The organism is [Micrococcus luteus] ATCC 49442, assembly GCF_010367585.1.
Classification (GTDB): domain Bacteria; phylum Actinomycetota; class Actinomycetes; order Actinomycetales; family Micrococcaceae; genus Arthrobacter; species Arthrobacter luteus_A.
In genome coordinates this window covers 396,779-413,913 of record NZ_JAAAXP010000001.1, presented here as the reverse complement: position 1 = coordinate 413,913, position 17,135 = coordinate 396,779, and the positions used below count along the sequence as shown (strand labels likewise).

Below are 17,135 nucleotides of genomic sequence, written 5' to 3'. Positions count from 1 at the left end.
TGACAAGGTGACGAGCCAAACGAGTGTAAAAACCCTGCTCATCCTGGGGGCCTCCGGGGATCTGACCGGCCGCCTCCTCCTGCGCGGCCTGGCCCGGCTGGTAGCGAAAGGCCGTGCCGGTGATCTGAACCTGGTGGGAGCCGGCTCAGACGACTGGACACCGGACCAGTGGCAGTCCCGGGTGCATGAAGCCTTCGCTGCAGCGGCGGAGACGGCAGATCCGGCCGGACGCAAAGAGCTCACCGCCGTCGAAAAGGCCACGGTCTATCACCAGCTCGACGTTACGGCCGAGGGAGCATTAGCCGCGCTGCTGGCCGGACTCGAAGGGCCCACTGCCATCTACTTCGCACTGCCGCCCCGGATCAGCCAGCTGGCCTGCGAGTCCCTGCGTCCTGACCAGGTACCTGCCGGGACCCGGCTGGTCATGGAAAAACCGTTCGGCTCCAGCGAAGAGTCGGCCCGGTCCCTTAACCGGACGCTGGCGGCACTCGTGCCGGAGGACCATATCCACCGTGTGGACCATTTCCTGGGCAAAGCCACCGTCCTGAACATCCTCGGGCTGCGGTTCGCCAACAACTTCCTGGAACCGGTCTGGAACCGGGAGCACGTGGCGAAAGTGGAAATCATCTTCGACGAAGACCTGGCACTGGAGGGCCGCGCCCGCTACTACGACCGGGCGGGCGCGCTGCGGGACATGATCCAGAGCCACCTGCTGCAGATCATGGCGCTGGTGGCCATGGAACCGCCGGCCACCATCGGCGAGCGCGACCTTCGCGACGCTGTGGCAACCGTCCTGCGCGCCAGCACCATCAGCGCGCCGTATGCCAAATCAACCCACCGGGCCCGGTACACGGCGGGCTCGATCGCGGGCAGGAAAGTCCCGGACTATGCCAAAGAAGCCGGTGTGGACCCGGACCTCGGCACGGAGACCCTGGCCGAGGTCCGGGTGGACATCAACAACTGGCGCTGGCAGGGCGTTCCCTTCATCCTCCGGTCCGGCAAGGCGCTGGGCGTGAAACGCAAAGAGGCCGTGATCACGTTCCTCCCGGTTCCCCACCTTCCGGCCGGGTTTACCGGGGTGGACTCCCCCAACCAGCTGCGGATCGGCTTCGGCCCGGACACGCTCCAGTTCGACGTCGACGTCAACGGCCCCGGCAGCATCCTCAGCCTCAGCCGCGTGACCCTGGATGCCGAACTCAGCGCTTCGGAGCTGCTGCCCTACGGCGAAGTCTTGGAGGGAGTACTGAACGGTGACCCCTTACTGTCCGTCCGCGGGGACACCGCCGAGGACTGCTGGCGGATCCTTGAACCTGTGCTGAAGGCCTGGCAGCGGGGGACGGTGCCGCTTGAGGAGTACGACGCCGGGTCGTCCGGTCCAGCAGGCTGGTCCGGTTCGGCGCCGGCGGAGTAGCTCCACAACAGAGAGCGGGCAGGGAACCTGGTTCCCTGCCCGCTCTCTTTGGTGTCGGTGACTGCTGCGCTGCCTGCTAGATCGCTGCCACGCCGCGTTCTCCGGTGCGTACCCGGACTGCTTCGAAGACGTCCATGGTCCAGACCTTGCCGTCGCCTGCGCGGCCGGTGTTGGAGCTGGCGATGATGACATCAAGGATGTCGTCGGCCTGTTCGTCTGTCGCGAGCACTTCCACCCGTACCTTGGGCAGGAGATCCACGTTGTATTCCGCGCCGCGGTAGACCTCGGTGTAGCCGCGCTGGCGGCCGTAGCCGCTGGCCGCACTGACCGTCAGCCCCTGCACACCGTAGGACTCAAGTCCTTCGCGGATGGCTTCGAGCTTCTCCGGGCGAACGATGGCTGTGATCAGTTTCATGCTTCCACGCTTTCCTTGCCGGCTGCCGGCTCCGTCTTCTTGGCGTCGGCTGCGGCGTTGCCGGCCGGTGCCTTGCCGGTGATCAGTTCGTGGAGCGGCTGGAAGCTTCCGCCCTGGCCGCCTACCCCGAACTCGTATGCCGTCTCAGCGTGCAGGCTGAGGTCTACGCCCACTGCTTCCTGCTCCTGGGAGACGCGGAAGCCCATGGTCTTGTGGATGGCGAAGGCGATGATCGCCGTCAGGATGGCCGAGTAGGCAATGGCGATGCCGGCTGCCGCCAGCTGTGCCCACATCTGGGCCATGCCGCCGCCGTAGAAGAGGCCGCCGCCCACACCGTCGATGGGGAGGGCGATGAAGCCAAGGGCCACCGTGCCGATGATGCCGGAGACAAGGTGGACGCCGACAACATCCAGGGAGTCATCGAAGCCCCAGCGGAACTTGAGGCCGACGGCCAGTGCCGAGGCGACACCTGCAACGACGCCGAGGCCGAGCGCGCCCACCGGGCTGACGTTGGCGCAGGCAGGGGTGATGGCGACAAGGCCGGCCACAACACCGGAGGCTGCACCGAGGGAGGTGGGGTGGCCGTCGCGGATGCGTTCGGTGACGAGCCAGCCGAGCATGGCCGCTGCCGGTGCTGCGAGGGTGTTGATCCAGATCAGGCCGCCCTGTTCAGCTGTGGTGGCCGCGCCGCCGTTGAAGCCGAACCAGCCGAACCAGAGGATGGCCGCACCAAGCATCACGAACGGGATGTTGTGGGGACGGTGGTTGGGGTCCTTGCCGAAGCCGCGGCGGTTGCCGATGATCAGCACGAGGATGAGGGCCGCAACACCGGCGTTGATGTGCACCACGGTACCGCCGGCGAAGTCGATGGCCGGGCCGAGTGCCTGACCGATCGCGCCTTCGGGACCGAACAAACCACCGCCCCACACCATGTAAGCCAGCGGGCAGTAAACGAGCGTGACCCAGACGGGCACAAACACAGTCCAGGCGCCGAACTTGGCGCGGTCAGCGATCGCACCGCTGATCAGGGCTACCGTGATGATGGCGAAGGTAGCTGCGTAGCCCACCTTGATCAGGCCGTCCGGGGTATCGATGCCTTCAAGGCCGAAGGTGGCGAACGGGTTCCCGACGATTTGGAGGAATCCTTCGCCGGAGCTCATCGACGCGCCCCACAGTACCCACACCACGCCGACCATGCCGATGGAGATGAAGCTCATCATCATCATGTTCAGTGCTGCCTTGGCGCGCGTCATGCCGCCGTAGAAAAATGCCAGACCCGGTGTCATGAACAGCACGAGTGCTGCCGCCACCATGAGCCATACGTGACCTGCTGTAAGTTCCATGGTGCACGTCCCTCCTCTTATCGATGCTGCGGATTTGTTCCGCCTGCCAACGCCTTTTGCGTCCTGAAAAGAGTTTGTCCGTGCAGTGTTTCGCCCGCGGAGGATTTAGATTGCTGGTTTGTTACAAGAACCTCTAGGAAGTAAATGGTGCATATCTGGCTTGTTACGGTTATGTTTCACCCCTGTCGCCGCCTACCGGCGGTCAAGCATGCAAGGAATCCCGCCCTATGACGGCACGTTCGCCTGTGAGCCGCGCCACAACGCGGATTTTGTCCGTGATCCGCCCGCAGCGGCCCGGACTTCCGCGCGACGTTAAGGTGATGCTGGCCGCGGCCTTCCTCATCGCGCTTGGTTTCGGGCTGGTTGCGCCCGTGCTTCCACAATTCGCCACAACCTTCGACGTCGGTGCTACGGCCGCCGCGGTGATCGTGAGTATCTTCGCTTTTATGCGGCTGCTGTTCGCGCCGGCCGGGGGCGCCCTCATCGGCAGGTTGGGAGAACGGCCCGTATACGTGGCCGGCCTTCTCATTGTGGCGGTATCGACGGCGGCGTGCGCGTTCGCCCAGGACTACGTGCAGCTTTTGGTCTTTCGTGGACTCGGCGGGGTGGGCTCTGTGATGTTCACTGTGGCCTCCATGGCTCTGGTGGTCCGGCTGGCACCCCCGGAGAGCCGGGGCCGTGTGTCCGGCGCCTATGCCTCCGCTTTCCTGATCGGCAATGTCCTGGGCCCCGTGGTGGGCGGCATGCTGGCGGGCTTCGGGCTGCGGGTGCCCTTCCTCTGCTACGCGGCGGCCCTCATCCTTGCCGCCATCGTGGTGCAGACCCAGCTCAGCCACACGCCCTCATCTGCGAGGAGCTCCGGCGGCCAGGCTCCGGCCATGGGTTTCGCGGACGCCCTGGGGGACGGCGCCTACCGCTCTGCGCTGGTTTCCAGCTTCGCCAACGGCTGGGCGACCTTCGGCGTGCGGATGGCCACCGTGCCCCTCTTCGCGGTTGCGGCGCTCGGTGCGGGTCCTGAAGCTGCCGGCCTGGCGCTTGCCGTGTTTGCCGCGGGGAACGCCGCAGCGCTGACCTTTTCCGGGCGGCTGGCCGACAGCCTGGGCCGGAAGCCGATGTTGATCTCCGGGCTCCTGGTCGCCGGACTGGCCACGGGCGCCATCGGCTTCACCTCCGGCCTGGCCTGGTTTCTGGTGGCCTCTGCAGTGGCCGGGGCGGGGTCGGGGCTGCTCGGCCCGGCCCAGCAGGCCGCCGTGGCCGACGTCATCGGGAACGAGCGGTCAGGCGGCAAAGTCCTGGCCGCTTACCAGATGACCTCAGACATCGGAGCGATTGCCGGGCCTGTCCTGGTGGGCGTCCTTGCGGACCAGCTGGGCTACGGGTGGGCGTTCGGCGTCACCGGCGGCGTCCTGGTGGCGGCAGCCGCCTGCTGGGCGGTCACGCGCGAGCCCCTTAGTCGCTAGCCCTCTACGCGCTAGCGCTTTAAACACGTCGAGGGGTGAGGTCCCGTCGCTAAGGCGTGCGCTTAGCGGCGGGATCTCCCCCCTCGATGCAGGAGCTAGTTGAGCAGGGCGTCCACAAAGCCTTCGGCGTCGAACGGCGCCAGGTCATCGGCACCTTCGCCCAGTCCGATGAGCTTGACCGGCACACCAAGCGACTTCTGGATGGCCACCACAATGCCGCCCTTGGCCGTGCCGTCGAGCTTGGTCAGGACGATGCCGGTGATGTTCACTACCTCGGCGAAAACGCGGGCCTGGTTGAGACCGTTCTGGCCGGTGGTGGCGTCCAGGACCAGCAGGACTTCGTCCACTTCGGCGAGCTTTTCGATGACGCGCTTGACCTTGCCGAGTTCGTCCATCAGGCCGGTCTTGTTCTGCAGGCGGCCGGCGGTGTCGATCATCACGACGTCGACTTCCTGGTCGATGCCTGCCTTGACCGCTTCGTAGGCGACTGAGGCGGGGTCTGCGCCGTCGATGTCGGACTTCACCGTGGGGACGCCCACGCGCTGTCCCCAAGTGGCCAGCTGCTCCGCCGCGGCAGCGCGGAACGTGTCCGCCGCGCCCAGCAGGACGTCCTTGTCCTCGGCCACAAGCACGCGGGCGAGCTTGCCCACCGTCGTGGTCTTGCCCACGCCGTTGACGCCCACCACCAGCATGACGGCTGGCTTGTCTGCGTGCCGGGTGGTGTTCAGGCTGCGGTCCATGGTGGGATCCACCAGCTTGATGAGTTCCTCGCGGAGCAGTGCCTTGACCTGCTCAGGGGTCCGGGTGCCGAGGACCTTGACGCGTTCCCGCAGCGCGTCAACCAGCTGCATGGTCGGCTCGGTTCCGAGGTCGGCCAGAAGGAGGGTTTCCTCAACTTCGTCCCAGACATTTTCGTCGATCTTGTCGCTGGAGAGCAGCGCGAGCAGGCCCTTGCCCAGGATGTTGTTGGACCGGACCAGGCGTTCGCGCAGCCGGGTGAGGCGGCCGGCCACCGGCAGGGGCGTCTCCACCGGGATGGTTTCAAGGCCGGCCGCGTCGTCGGGGACGTCGGTGGTTTCGAGGTCTTCGAGGTCGACGCCGGCAGGAGCCTTCCGCTCGGCCGGAACCACGGGAGCGTCCTCCAGCAGCGTGCCGCCGCCTCGGGCCCTATCAGGATCATTGGCGTCCCGCGTCCCGGGGTACCGGTCGATGTTCTTCCGCGTCTTCATCAGGACCGGGATCAGCCCGCCAATAACCGCCAGGGCAGCAACAATGGACAGAATAATGGGGAGGATGTCATTCACTCCCCTAGCTTCTCACAGACGCGGCAGGCCCTTGCGGCCACCGCCTGCGGGAACTCTAGACTTCGGCACCCAGTCGCTGGCTGATGACAGTTGATACGCCGTCGCCCCGCATGGTCACGCCATACAGCGCGTCAGCCACTTCCATGGTGCGTTTCTGGTGGGTGATGACAATCAGCTGGCTGGACTCGCGCAGTTCCTCGAAGATGGTGATGAGCCGGCCCAGGTTGGTGTCGTCAAGGGCGGCCTCCACCTCATCCATCACGTAGAACGGCGAGGGGCGGGCCTTGAAGATGGCAACCAGCAGGGCCACCGCAGTGAGGGAACGCTCGCCGCCGGAGAGCAGCGAAAGCCGTTTGATCTTTTTGCCGGCCGGCCGCGCCTCCACCTCGATGCCGGTGGTGAGCATGTCCGACGGGTCGGTGAGGACCAGCCGGCCCTCCCCGCCGGGAAACAGCCGGCCAAAAACCCGGACGAACTGGGACTGGGTGTCTTCGAACGCCTCGGCAAAGACCTTCTGGACCCGGTCATCCACTTCCTTGATGATGTCCAGCAGGTCCTTACGGCTGGCACGCAGATCCTCGAGCTGGGTGCTCAGGAACTGGTGCCGCTCCTCAAGGGCGGCAAATTCCTCCAGCGCCAGCGGATTGACCTTGCCCAGGGCTGACAGGTCCCGCTCTGCCTTCCGGAGGCGCTTTTCCTGTTCCTCGCGGACAAAAGGCTTGCCTTCGACCACCGGCGTGCCGCTCTCATCCACCGGCGTCCTGAGGGCGGCCCATTTATCCCCGCTCTCCCCCGCGGGGACCGGGACCGGAACATCGGGTCCATAGTCAGCCACCAGCACGTCCGGCGTGATGCCGAGTTCGTCGATGGACCGTGTTTCCAGGGCTTCGATCCGTGCCCGGTGCTGGGTCCGGGCCAGTTCGTCGCGATGAACCGAATCGGTCAGCTCCGCAAGTTCGCGGGCCAGCGAATCGTTCCCGGTCCTCACCGCCTGCAGTTCCCGGTCCCGCTGCTCCCGGTTTTCCTCGGCGAGATCGCGTTCCTCCCGAGCCAGCTCCACGGACACGTCAATGAACCGGATGGCCAGCTCCGCGCCCGCCGACACCGCAGCCGCACGCTGTGCCTGGAGCCTGCGGCGGCGCGCCCGTTCCGCAGCCTCTTCCCTGGCCCTGCGTTCGGTGGCGGCGGCCCGCTCCAGGGAGACCGCCCGGTTCCGGGTGGCTGTCAGCTGCTCTTCGGCGCTGCGGAGTGACAGCCTGGCATCCATCTCCGCGGACCGGGCCAGGGACGCCGCCAGTGCCAGCGCGTCGCGCTGATCGGTGGACGGCTCCGCTTCGGCCGGCGCCTCCTGCGCGGCTGCCAGGCGGGCGGCGATGGCTGCAAGCGCCTCTTCCTCAGTTCCCACATTCGCTTCAGCCTTGGCGAGCGAGGCCGCGAGCCTGTCGCTTTCGCCCGTGGCACTGCGGAGGACAGAGTTCAGGTGGCCCAGCCGTTCGGCGACAGCCGCCAGGCGTGCGTCGGAGTCATGAAGCCGGTCCAGCGCGGCCTCGGCCCTCGCCGCAGCCTGGGTGCGCCGCGCTTCAGCGCCGGCCAGGGCAAACCTGTTCCGCTCGAGAACGGCAGTGACGGCGGCGAGGCGGGCTTCGGCGTCGTCGACGGCGGCCTGCACTTCAAGGAGCGACGGCGCCTTTGCGGACCCTCCGGCAACCGTCAGCGCGGTCAGGACGTCTCCGGCGCCTGTCACTGCCGTCAGCTCCGGCCGTTCCGCCATCAGCCGGCCGGCGACGGCCACATCCTCGACGACAGCGAATCCGGCCAGCAGGGCTGCCACCAGAGAGCCGCGGGCGTCGTCGGCCGAGACCAGGTCAGGGGCCCAGCGGGCACCCGGAGGCAATACGTCGCCCCGAGACGGGTTGCGGCCCGGCTGCGCGGACTCCAGCAGCAGGACTGCACGCCCGGCGTCGTCATCCTTCAAAAGCTGCACGACGGCTGCGGCCACGGCCGGATCACGGACCAGGACCGCCTCGGAGGCATCGCCCAGCGCAGCGGCGATGGCTGCCTCGTAGCCGGGTTCGACGGCGAGCGCCCCGGCGAGCGTGCCCGCCACGCCGTCGAGCCCAGAATTCAGCACATGCGCGGCGCCGTCTTTGCGGTTCAGTCCAAGCTGCAGGGCATCGCGGCGGGCCACCAGGGCGTCGCGTTCGCGGACGGCCTCTCCCCCCGCGGCTTTGAGTTCGGCGATCTCCTGGACCACGGCGTCGAGTTCGGCGCTGGCATCCTCGTAGTCGGCGTCGAGGCTTTCCTCCCCGTCCTCAACTCCCGCAACCTGGTTTTCCAGGGCAGTGAACTCTGCCTGGGCCTGGCGGCGGCGTTCCTGCCCGGCGGCGAGTGACTCCCGGATCCTGCCCAATTCAGCCTGGGCAGACTCGACGCGCGACCTGGCCGCGCCTACCTGGCCTGCCAGCTTCGCAAGCCCTTCCCGGCGGTCCGCTGCGGCCCGGAGAACGGCGGTAAGACGTTTGTCTTCGGCAGCGGCGGCATGTTCAGCGCCGGCCTTGGCGGCCGTGGCCGACTCAAGGGCACTGCGCCGGTCAAGGATGTGGCGCTCGAGCTCCGCCACTTCGTCGCGGACGCGCGCGGCCTGCCGTTCGAGCTGGTCAGGATCGCGGCCGGAATACGGTTCCGCATCAACTGCACCCAGGAGCCGGCCGCGTTCCCGGGCCAGGGAGCCAAGGGACCGGAGGCGTTCCCGTGCCGTGGTCAGCCTGTACCAGGAGTCCCGTGCCGCATTGAGCCTGGGCGTGGCCTCGGCAGCCAGGTGTTCCAGGCCGGCCTGCTGCCGCCGCCCGGTTTCAAGTTCCTGCTCCACCACTTCCCGGCGGGCTTTCAGCGCCGCCTCGCCGGCAACGTCCTGCTCCAGCGTTGTCTGCTCCCGGACAAGATCGTCGGCGAGCAACCGCGCGCGGGCGTCCCGGACATCGAACTGGACCCGCTGGGCACGGCGGGCCACGTCCGCCTGCTTGCCGAGGGGGGTGAGCTGGCGCCTGATCTCTCCCGTGAGGTCGTTCAGCCGCTGCAGGTTCGCCTGCATGGCCTCCAGCTTGCGGACTGTCTTTTCCTTGCGGCGGCGGTGCTTGAGGATCCCCGCGGCTTCCTCGATGAAACCCCGGCGGTCCTCCGGAGTGGCATGCAGGACCTTGTCGAGCTGGCCCTGGCCCACGATGACGTGCATTTCCCGGCCAAGGCCCGAATCGGAGAGCAGTTCCTGGATGTCGAGCAGGCGGCAACCGGCCCCGTTAATGGCGTATTCGGAGCCGCCGGTGCGGAACAGGGTCCGTGAGATGGTGACTTCGCTGTACTCAATGGGCAGGGCGCCGTCCGTGTTGTCGATGGTCAGGGAGACGTGGGCCCGGCCCAGGGGCGGCCTGCCGGAGGTGCCGGCAAAGATGACGTCTTCCATTTTGCCGCCCCGCAGCGTCTTGGCACCCTGCTCCCCCATGACCCAGGACAGGGCATCCACCACATTGGACTTTCCGGAGCCGTTCGGTCCCACCACGGCCGTGACTCCGGGCTCGAAGTCGAAGGTCGTTGCCGACGCGAACGACTTGAATCCCCGGACGGTGAGGCTCTTGAGGTGCAAGGTGTTTCGGGTCTCCTGCTTGGCTTTATGGGCGCATGGTTCGTTGCGGGTGTCTTCCGGGGGGATGGCCCCCGGCGTACTTACAATCTACTGCGGGGCAGCGACAATTCCGCGCAGATACGTTGGAAGCTGCCATAGATGCCGCTGGAAGCATGTGCAGGAACGGACCTGCACCGGGCATAGTTAAGCACTTGGGCTTGTGCCGGATAGTGCGGTCAACCTCCGCAGCGCAGGACGGACACGAACAGGGGCTTGTTTTGACAGGGAATGCAACATTCCGGCACGGTAACACCGCGCTTCTATCGGTGAGCAGCGTCGAAGCTCCGAAGATCGTCAGTTCGGCGGATTTCGACCGGCGGCTGGCTCCGACCCTCCGGCGGCTGAAGTTCCCCCCAAAACTGCTCGAACGCGTGGCAGGCATCACGCACCGGCGCTGGTGGGCCGCCGGGACGGCGTTCGACGACGCCGCGATCGAAGCCGGTGCGAAGGCCTTGGCCGAATCCGGGGTTGAAGCGTCCGAGGTTGGCCTGCTGATCAACACCTCCGTTACCCGGCGCAGCCTGGAACCGTCGGTTGCGGTGAAGATCCACCACGGACTCAGCCTGCCGTCGTCCGCCATGAACTTTGACCTCGCCAATGCGTGCCTCGGCTTTGTCAACGGCCTCACCCTGGCGGCGAACATGATCGACTCGGGCCAGATCAAGTACGCGATGATCGTCAACGGCGAGGATGCCCAGGCGACGCAGGAGGCAACCCTGGCCAGGCTGCAGCGGCCCGAAACCACCCGTGAGGACTTTGGCCGGGAGTTCGCCACGCTGACGCTGGGTTCGGGAGCCGCGGCAGCCGTGCTGGGCCCGGCGGACCAGCACCCCGGCGCGCACCGGATCGTCGGCGGGGTGATGCGTGCCGGCACCGAACACCACGAACTGTGCGTGGGCGGTATCGACGGCATGAGCACCGACACCAAAGGGCTGCTCGACGGCGGCCTGCAGCTTGTGGTGGACGCCTGGCAGGAGGCGAAAAAGGAGTGGGACTGGAGCACCATGGACCGCTACGTCACGCACCAGGTCAGCAATGCCTATACGCAGGCCATCATCGAGGCAATCGACCTGGATCCGGCCAGGGTTCCCATCACGTTCCCGCATTGGGGCAATGTGGGCCCCGCTTCGCTCCCCATGACCCTGGCCGCCGAAGCACAGACCCTCGTGGCCGGGGACCGCGTGCTGTGCATGGGCGTCGGCTCCGGCCTTAACACCGCCCTGATGGAAATCGTTTGGTAGCCGCCGGCTGGCCGGGCGTGGACCCGGAGTGGTCCCGCGAGATCGATGTGGTTTCCACCTCCGCCGCCGATGTCCCTGGAACTGTGCGCCGCTGGCATGTGCTCGACAACGGGCCACAGCTCTCCCGCCGCGGCATGGCTCCCGCCGGCACCCTGCTGTGCGTGCACGGCAATCCGACGTGGTCCTTCCTGTGGCGCACGCTGCTGGCCGCCGGGACCGACGCCGCCGGGTCCGGTGCCGCCGGATCCGGAGCCGCCCGCCCGTGGCGGGTGGTGGCCGTGGACCAGCTGGACATGGGCTTCTCCGAGCGCACCGGCACCTTCCGTCGCCTGGCGGACCGGATCAACGATTTGGGCGACCTCACCACGGCGCTGGACCTGGACGGACCCGTCATCACCGTCGGCCACGACTGGGGCGGCGTCATCAGCCTCGGCTGGGCACTGGCGCATCCCCGCCAACTCGCCGGCGTGGTCCTCACAAACACCGCTGTCCACCAACCGGCCGGTTCCCCCGTTCCGCCGGCCCTGCGGCTTGCCCTCCACCCTGCCGTGCACCGCTGGGGAACAACGACGTCGGACGCGTTTCTGCGGGTCACTCATGCTTTGGCCCATCCTCCGCTCGCAGCTGATGTCCGCAGTGCCTTCATGGCCCCATACCGCGGTGCGGACCGCCGCGCCGGCGTCGGAAACTTCGTCGCGGACATTCCGGCGGACCCGTCCCACCCCAGCTTCCCGGCACTCACCCGCATCGCCGAGGGGCTGCGCGGAATGGACGTTCCTGCCCTGATGCTCTGGGGCCCGCGGGACCCGATCTTCTCGGACCGGTACCTCAAAGACCTCATCGGCCGGCTGCCCCATGCCAAGGTGCACCGCTTCGAAGGGGCCGGCCACCTCGTCGCCGAAGACCGGGACATCGCCGCGCCCATTTTCGAATGGCTTGCCGGGCTCAGCCCGGACAGCGAACCCGACCTGCAACGTGCAGATGTCCTGCCCGGCAGCCCGTCGCCGGCGGACAACGCGTCGGAGGGCACCGCCCTGGATACCACAGCGTTGGAGGGCAGCCGCGGGACCCACCAGGCGGATGCCGGTGTCCCCACACTCTGGGCGCCGCTCATCCGGCAGGCAACCGGCGACTGCGGCGGGGACACCGCCGTCGCGGAAATGGGCGCGAACGGGGGCGTCTCCCGCTCGCTCACCTGGCGGGAACTGGAACACAACATCGGCGTCCTCGCGGCGGGCCTCCGGGATGCGGGCGTAAGGCATGGCAGCCGCGTGAGCCTGATGGTCCCGCCGGGCGTGGACCTGACCGTGGTGCTCTACGCCTGCCTGCGCCTCGGCGCGGTGGTGGTTGTGGCCGACGCCGGGCTCGGCACGCGGGGCCTGAGCCGTGCCGTGAAGGGAGCCACCCCCGATTTCCTCATCGGCATCGATAAGGCGCTGGCCGCTGCCTCGGTGCTTGGCTGGCCCGGCCGGCGCATCAGTGTGCGGGACCTGCCGGCTGCCCGCCGCCGCCTCCTCCACGTCGAAACCTCCCTCACCGCCCTCACCCGCCACGGCAGCAGCCTCAGCCAGGTGCCGCCGTCGGACGTCCCTGCTCCGTACGCGGCTCCGGGCCAGGACGCCCCTGCTGCGGTCCTCTTCACCTCGGGCTCCACCGGTCCTGCCAAAGGGGTGGTGTACACGCACCGGCAGCTTGCCGCGATGCGGGACACCCTGGCCGCGACACTGGGGATCCGGCCGGGAGCACGGCTGGTGGCGGGCTTCGCCCCGTTTGCGCTGCTGGGGCCGGCCCTCGGAGCTGTTTCGGTGACGCCCGCCATGGACGTCACGGCACCCCGCACCCTGACCGCCACCGCACTGGCGGACGCCGCCGCGGCTATTGACGCCACCGTAGTCTTCGCCTCGCCCGCCGCCCTGCGCAACGTCCTGGCTACAAAGGACGGCCTGAGCCCTGCCGGGCACGAAGCACTGGGACGCGTGGAACTTCTGCTCTCCGCCGGCGCTCCCGTCCCTGAGCCCCTCCTCGCGCAGGTGCAAAAGCTGCTGCCGCAGGCCTCGCTGCACACCCCCTACGGCATGACCGAGGCGCTGCCCGTCACGGACATCAGCCTCGAAGAGATCCGCGTTGCCGAAGCTGACGCCGCAAGAGGGACCATGGCAGGAGCCGGCAACGGGGTGTGTGTGGGCCGGCCGGTGCACGGCGCCAGCGTAGCCGTCATCCCGCTCGCCGCGGACGGCAGCGCCCCCGGGAACCACCCGGCCACAGAAGCTGGCGTGACCGGGGAAATCCTCGTCAGCGCTCCGCATGTGAAGGACGCCTATGACAGGCTTTGGCTTACGCAAAGCGAAAGCGTCCGCACGGCCGGCTGGCACCGCACCGGCGACGTTGGGCACTTCGATGCCGCGGGCCGGCTCTGGGTGGAAGGGCGCCTGGCTCACCTCGTCACGGCGCCGGGTTCTGTGGTGACGCCCGTGGGCGCCGAGCAGGCCATTGAACAGCTGGACGACGTCGGGCTGGCCGCAGTGGTGGGGGTCGGTCCCGCAGGGACACAGGCCGTCGTCGCCGTCGTCGAGACTGTGCCTCCTGTCCGCCGGGCGGGCCCGGCCGCCCCGCAGCTCGCCGGGCGGGTCCGGGAGGCAGCCCGCCAGGCCGGGGTTGCTGTGGCTGCCGTGCTCACTGTGCCTTCCCAGCCCACCGATATCCGCCACAACGCCAAAATTGACCGGACCCGCCTGTCCCGCTGGGCGTCGAAAGTGCTGGCCGGCGGCCGGCCAGGCAGGCCATGAGGGTCCTTGTTACCGGTGCAAGCGGCCTGCTCGGAGGAGAGGTGGCGCGTCTGCTGGTGCTGCAGGGACACAGCGTCACCACATTCCAGCGCCGGCCTTCGGGTGTGGACGGCGTAACGGACCTCACCGGGTCCGTGTCGGACGACGACGCCGTCCGCCGGGCAGTAGCCGGCAACGACGGAGTCATCCACCTGGCCGCGAAGGTTTCCTTCACCGGCCGCCCTGCCGACTTCGATGAGGTCAATGTGGAGGGGACGCGCCGCCTGCTGCGGGCCGCCCGTGAGGCCGGCGTGCGGAAACTGGTGTTCGTTTCGTCCCCGTCCGTGGCAAACTCAGGACACGCCATCGCCGGGCTCGGGGCCGAGCCTGCAGACCCGGCCCGGGCCCACGGCGACTACTCCCGCACCAAAGCTGAAGCCGAGCTGCTCGCCCTGGCAGCGGACTCACCGGACCTTCGGGTCGCGGCGGTGCGCCCGCACATCGTCTGGGGCCCCGGTGACACGCAGCTGGTGGAACGCGTGCTGGCACGTGCAGCCCGCGGCCGCCTGCCGCTGCTCGACGCCGGTGCTGCCCTGATCGACACCACGTACGTGGATAATGCCGCCTCGGCCATCGTCGCCGCGCTGCACCGCATGGAGCACGTCCATGGCCGGGCGGTGGTCGTCAGCAACGGCGAACCCCGGCCGGTCGGTGAACTGCTGGCGGGCATCTGCGCCGCGGGCGGAGTGCCGGCGCCATCGTGGCGAGTGCCGGGCAAACTCGCGCGGGCGGCAGGATCAGTGGTGGAAAAGGCATGGCTCCGGGCCGGCCGGGAAGAGGAACCGCCCATGACCAGGTTCCTCGCCGAGCAGCTCTCCACCGCGCACTGGTTCGACCAGCGCGGGACCCGCGAACTCCTTGACTGGACGCCCGCCGTGTCCCTGGACGAAGGCCTGGCGCGGCTGGCCGAACACTACGGTTCGCCGTAGCCGCTACGTTCCTACCAGCGGCCGTTCCGCGGCCGCGGCTGGCAGACGGGGCAGGTGTAGGACGAGCGGTTCATGAACTGTTCGCGCCGGATGAGGGAAGTGATTCCGACGGCGGCGCAGCGGTGGCAGGGCTGACCTTCCCTGCCGTAGGCGTTCAGGGAGCGGTCGAAGTAGCCGGAGGCTCCGTTGACGTTCACGTACAGTGAGTCGAAGCTGGTTCCGCCGGCCGCCAGTGCATCCAGCATGACCTCGCGGGCGCTGGCGAGAACGCGTTCGGCATCGGCACGGCGGAGTTTGTCGGTGGGCCGGGCGTAATGCAGGCCGGCGCGCCAGAGGGCCTCGTCGGCGTAGATATTGCCGATCCCGGAGACCAGCCCCTGATCCAGGAGGGCCCGTTTGAGACCCGTCCTGCGCTTCCGGAGGCGGGCGTAAAAGAGGTCGAAGGAAAACGCCGGATCCAGGGGGTCGCGGGCAATGTGGGCTGCCTCTTCGGCAATGAGGGGCAGCGGCGACTCAGCGAGGCCGCCGGGGCCGCCGTCGTCCGTGGGGATCATGGCCGTCACGAACAGCCCGCCGAAGATGCGCTGGTCCACAAAACGGAGCTGGTCCGGCATGCCCTCACTCGGGCTGAGCCGCAGCCGCACTTTCAGGTGCTTTTCGTCCGGTACCGACGGATCCTGCATCAGCAGCTGTCCGCTCATGCCCAGGTGCGCCATGAGGGCCACGGCAGGCGCAGTTCCTCCCGGGGTGCTTCCGGCCGGCGACGACGAAAGGCCCTCGCGCAGCGGCATCCACAGGAATTTTCCGCGACGCACCACATCCGCCACCGTGGTGCCTTCGAGGTTGCCGATGAAGTCCTCAACCCCCAGGGCATGGCGGCGGAGGGAACGCGGGTCCAGGACGTCCACGGACGTGATGGTCCGGCCGCGGAGCCAGCTCACCAGGCCGCGGCGGACCACTTCGACTTCAGGCAGTTCGGGCAACGCCTGTCCTAGGCGCCGGGAGCGGACTCAGCCGGTCCGGCCGCCGCAGCTGATGTCCTGGTTTCGGAAAGAGCACGCCAGGCGTCCGCGGCAGCTTCCTGCTCGGCTTCCTTCTTGGAGTGGCCGGAGCCATTGCCGTAAGGCTTGCCGCCGATATTCAGGACAGCTTTGAACGTACGGGCGTGGTCCGGACCGGCTCCCTCGACAGCATAGAAAATAGTGCCGAGCTGCCGGCTGGCGGCCAGTTCCTGGATGCTGGTCTTCCAGTCGGTCCCGGCGCCCAAAGCTGCCGCGTCCTTCAGGAGCGGGCCAACCAGGCGCATGACCAGCTGGCGGGCGGTCTCGATATCGTTGGACACATAGGTGGCCCCGATGAGCGCTTCCATGGTGTCCGCCAGAATGGAGGCCTTGTTCTTGCCCTCGGTGAGCTTTTCACCCTGCCCAAGGTAGATGTAGTCCCCGATGCCGAGGCTCCGGCCGATACCGGCAAGGGCACGCGTACTGACCACCGCGGAACGGCGCTTGGCCAGATCACCTTCGGGCAACGTGGGATTGTCCCGGTACAGGGCGTCCGTGACAGAGAAGCCCAGGATGGAATCACCGAGGAACTCGAGGCGCTCGTTCGTGGGAATGCCGCCGTTTTCGTAGGCGTAGGAACGGTGTGTCAGAGCAAGACGAAGCGTCCCGGCGTCAATAGAGACACCGAGACGCTTCAGAAGCTCTTCAGTTGAAGACATCATGTCAGCCTAAGGGCCAATTAGACGTCTGCGACCTTGCGGCCCTTGTACTCAAGGAACAGCGCAGTGCCAGCGGAGTCGGTAACGACCTTTGCCTGGTGCGGCAGGCTGTAAACAACCTGGCCGTTCTCTACGGTCTTCACCAGGTGGGGGGCGGTTGCCTTCCACTGGGAGCGGCGGGCGCGGGTATTCGAGCGAGACATTTTCCGCTTCGGGACAGCCACGGCTAACTCATTTCTCTCTAGACAAACACGTACAAATCAGTTTTGCCGGTCAGGCTTAGCCAAGTCAGCTAGGGCAGCCCAGCGAGGATCAACGACCTCGTGGTGATGCCCCGGCTCGTCTTCCAGGCGAACTCCGCATTCGGAGCAAAGGCCCTGGCAGTCTTCCCGGCACACCGGCTGGAACGGCAGCATGGTTATGACTGCGTCCCGCAACACCGGCTCAAGATCGATCAGATCGTGCTCGACTCGACGTTGCTCTTCTTCGTCTTCCTCATCCGAAAGCACAACGCCCTCGTAGAAGAAAAGTTCTTGCACATTGACCTCAAGGTCATACGCAAGGGGATCCAGGCATCGGCCGCATTCGCCAGTAACTTCGGCGACCGCGGTTCCTGATACCAGAATTCCTTCGTGTACGGCCTCAAGCCTCAGATCCAGCTCGATATCCGAGCCTTCCTGAACGCCAATAAGTGCCACACCAAGGTCACTTGGTGCGGGTACATGTTCCTTCAGTGTCCGCATGCTGCCCGGGCTGCGCCCGAGATCCTTGACGTCGAACGCCAAGGGCGAACTAGCATCTCGTTTAA

General features: G+C 67.5%; 13 protein-coding genes. 5 read left to right on the top strand and 8 right to left on the bottom strand.

All coding sequences use genetic code 11. The annotated features are described in order from the left end of the window. The first annotated feature begins 7 nt into the window (after positions 1 to 7). Positions 8 to 1,411 (top strand): glucose-6-phosphate dehydrogenase, encoded by a 1,404-nt coding sequence (locus GUV69_RS01875; RefSeq protein WP_164199212.1) that lies wholly within the window; start codon positions 8 to 10, stop codon positions 1,409 to 1,411. 76 nt (positions 1,412 to 1,487) lie between these two features. Here the strand turns inward: GUV69_RS01875 and GUV69_RS01870 are convergent, their stop codons facing one another. Further along, positions 1,488 to 1,826: a P-II family nitrogen regulator gene (locus GUV69_RS01870; protein ID WP_164199210.1), complete on the bottom strand. Its 339-nt coding sequence runs from the start codon at positions 1,824 to 1,826 to the stop codon at positions 1,488 to 1,490. Beyond that, positions 1,823 to 3,169, bottom strand: a complete 1,347-nt coding sequence (locus GUV69_RS01865; protein WP_164199208.1) for an ammonium transporter — start codon at positions 3,167 to 3,169, stop codon at positions 1,823 to 1,825. The genes GUV69_RS01870 and GUV69_RS01865 overlap by 4 nt, the downstream gene beginning before the upstream one ends. A gap of 227 nt (positions 3,170 to 3,396) precedes the next feature. On the opposite strand from GUV69_RS01865, the gene GUV69_RS01860 reads away from it, so the two are divergent. Next, positions 3,397 to 4,629: an MFS transporter gene (locus GUV69_RS01860; RefSeq protein WP_164199206.1), complete on the top strand. Its 1,233-nt coding sequence runs from the start codon at positions 3,397 to 3,399 to the stop codon at positions 4,627 to 4,629. Positions 4,630 to 4,724: 95 nt separating this feature from the next. Here the strand turns inward: GUV69_RS01860 and ftsY are convergent, their stop codons facing one another. Both ftsY and smc read right to left on the bottom strand, forming a co-directional pair. Beyond that, positions 4,725 to 5,933, bottom strand: a complete 1,209-nt coding sequence (ftsY, locus tag GUV69_RS01855; protein ID WP_164199204.1) for a signal recognition particle-docking protein FtsY — start codon at positions 5,931 to 5,933, stop codon at positions 4,725 to 4,727. 55 nt (positions 5,934 to 5,988) lie between these two features. After that, positions 5,989 to 9,573: a chromosome segregation protein SMC gene (gene smc, locus GUV69_RS01850; protein ID WP_164199201.1), complete on the bottom strand. Its 3,585-nt coding sequence runs from the start codon at positions 9,571 to 9,573 to the stop codon at positions 5,989 to 5,991. Positions 9,574 to 9,830: 257 nt separating this feature from the next. On the opposite strand from smc, the gene GUV69_RS01845 reads away from it, so the two are divergent. Genes GUV69_RS01845 through GUV69_RS01835 form a run of 3 tightly spaced genes read left to right on the top strand, consistent with a single transcriptional unit; the run spans position 9,831 to position 14,607 of the window. Then, positions 9,831 to 10,853, top strand: coding sequence for a 3-oxoacyl-ACP synthase III (locus GUV69_RS01845; RefSeq protein WP_164199199.1), 1,023 nt, complete (start codon positions 9,831 to 9,833; stop codon positions 10,851 to 10,853). After that, positions 10,847 to 13,639, top strand: a complete 2,793-nt coding sequence (locus GUV69_RS01840; protein ID WP_164199197.1) for an alpha/beta fold hydrolase — start codon at positions 10,847 to 10,849, stop codon at positions 13,637 to 13,639. The genes GUV69_RS01845 and GUV69_RS01840 overlap by 7 nt, the downstream gene beginning before the upstream one ends. Continuing rightward, positions 13,636 to 14,607, top strand: coding sequence for an NAD-dependent epimerase/dehydratase family protein (locus tag GUV69_RS01835; RefSeq protein WP_164199195.1), 972 nt, complete (start codon positions 13,636 to 13,638; stop codon positions 14,605 to 14,607). Before GUV69_RS01840 ends, GUV69_RS01835 begins: the two co-directional genes overlap by 4 nt. Positions 14,608 to 14,618: 11 nt before the next feature. Here GUV69_RS01835 and mutM read toward each other — a convergent pair whose 3' ends face one another. Genes mutM through GUV69_RS01815 form a run of 4 tightly spaced genes read right to left on the bottom strand, consistent with a single transcriptional unit; the run spans position 14,619 to position 17,112 of the window. Next, entirely contained in the window at positions 14,619 to 15,590 is a 972-nt protein-coding gene (gene mutM, locus GUV69_RS01830; RefSeq protein WP_164199193.1) for a bifunctional DNA-formamidopyrimidine glycosylase/DNA-(apurinic or apyrimidinic site) lyase, read from the bottom strand. Positions 15,591 to 15,598: 8 nt separating this feature from the next. Then, positions 15,599 to 16,327, bottom strand: a complete 729-nt coding sequence (gene rnc / locus GUV69_RS01825) for a ribonuclease III (protein WP_164206127.1) — start codon at positions 16,325 to 16,327, stop codon at positions 15,599 to 15,601. A gap of 20 nt (positions 16,328 to 16,347) precedes the next feature. Then, positions 16,348 to 16,551: a 50S ribosomal protein L32 gene (gene rpmF, locus GUV69_RS01820; protein WP_056738282.1), complete on the bottom strand. Its 204-nt coding sequence runs from the start codon at positions 16,549 to 16,551 to the stop codon at positions 16,348 to 16,350. A gap of 36 nt (positions 16,552 to 16,587) precedes the next feature. Continuing rightward, a complete protein-coding gene (locus GUV69_RS01815) occupies positions 16,588 to 17,112 on the bottom strand; it encodes a YceD family protein (protein WP_164199191.1) in 525 nt (174 codons plus the stop codon). Between the last annotated feature and the right edge of the window lie 23 nt (positions 17,113 to 17,135).

Bases quoted from the DNA above. Each gene is read 5' to 3' on its own strand.
- GUV69_RS01835 (WP_164199195.1), top strand. From the start codon at position 13,636: ATGAGGGTCCTTGTTACCGGTGCAAGCGGCCTGCTCGGAGGAGAGGTG.
- GUV69_RS01860 (WP_164199206.1), top strand. From the start codon at position 3,397: ATGACGGCACGTTCGCCTGTGAGCCGCGCCACAACGCGGATTTTGTCC.
- GUV69_RS01870 (WP_164199210.1), bottom strand. From the start codon at position 1,826: ATGAAACTGATCACAGCCATCGTTCGCCCGGAGAAGCTCGAAGCCATC.
- GUV69_RS01865 (WP_164199208.1), bottom strand. From the start codon at position 3,169: ATGGAACTTACAGCAGGTCACGTATGGCTCATGGTGGCGGCAGCACTC.
- rnc (WP_164206127.1), bottom strand. From the start codon at position 16,327: ATGTCTTCAACTGAAGAGCTTCTGAAGCGTCTCGGTGTCTCTATTGAC.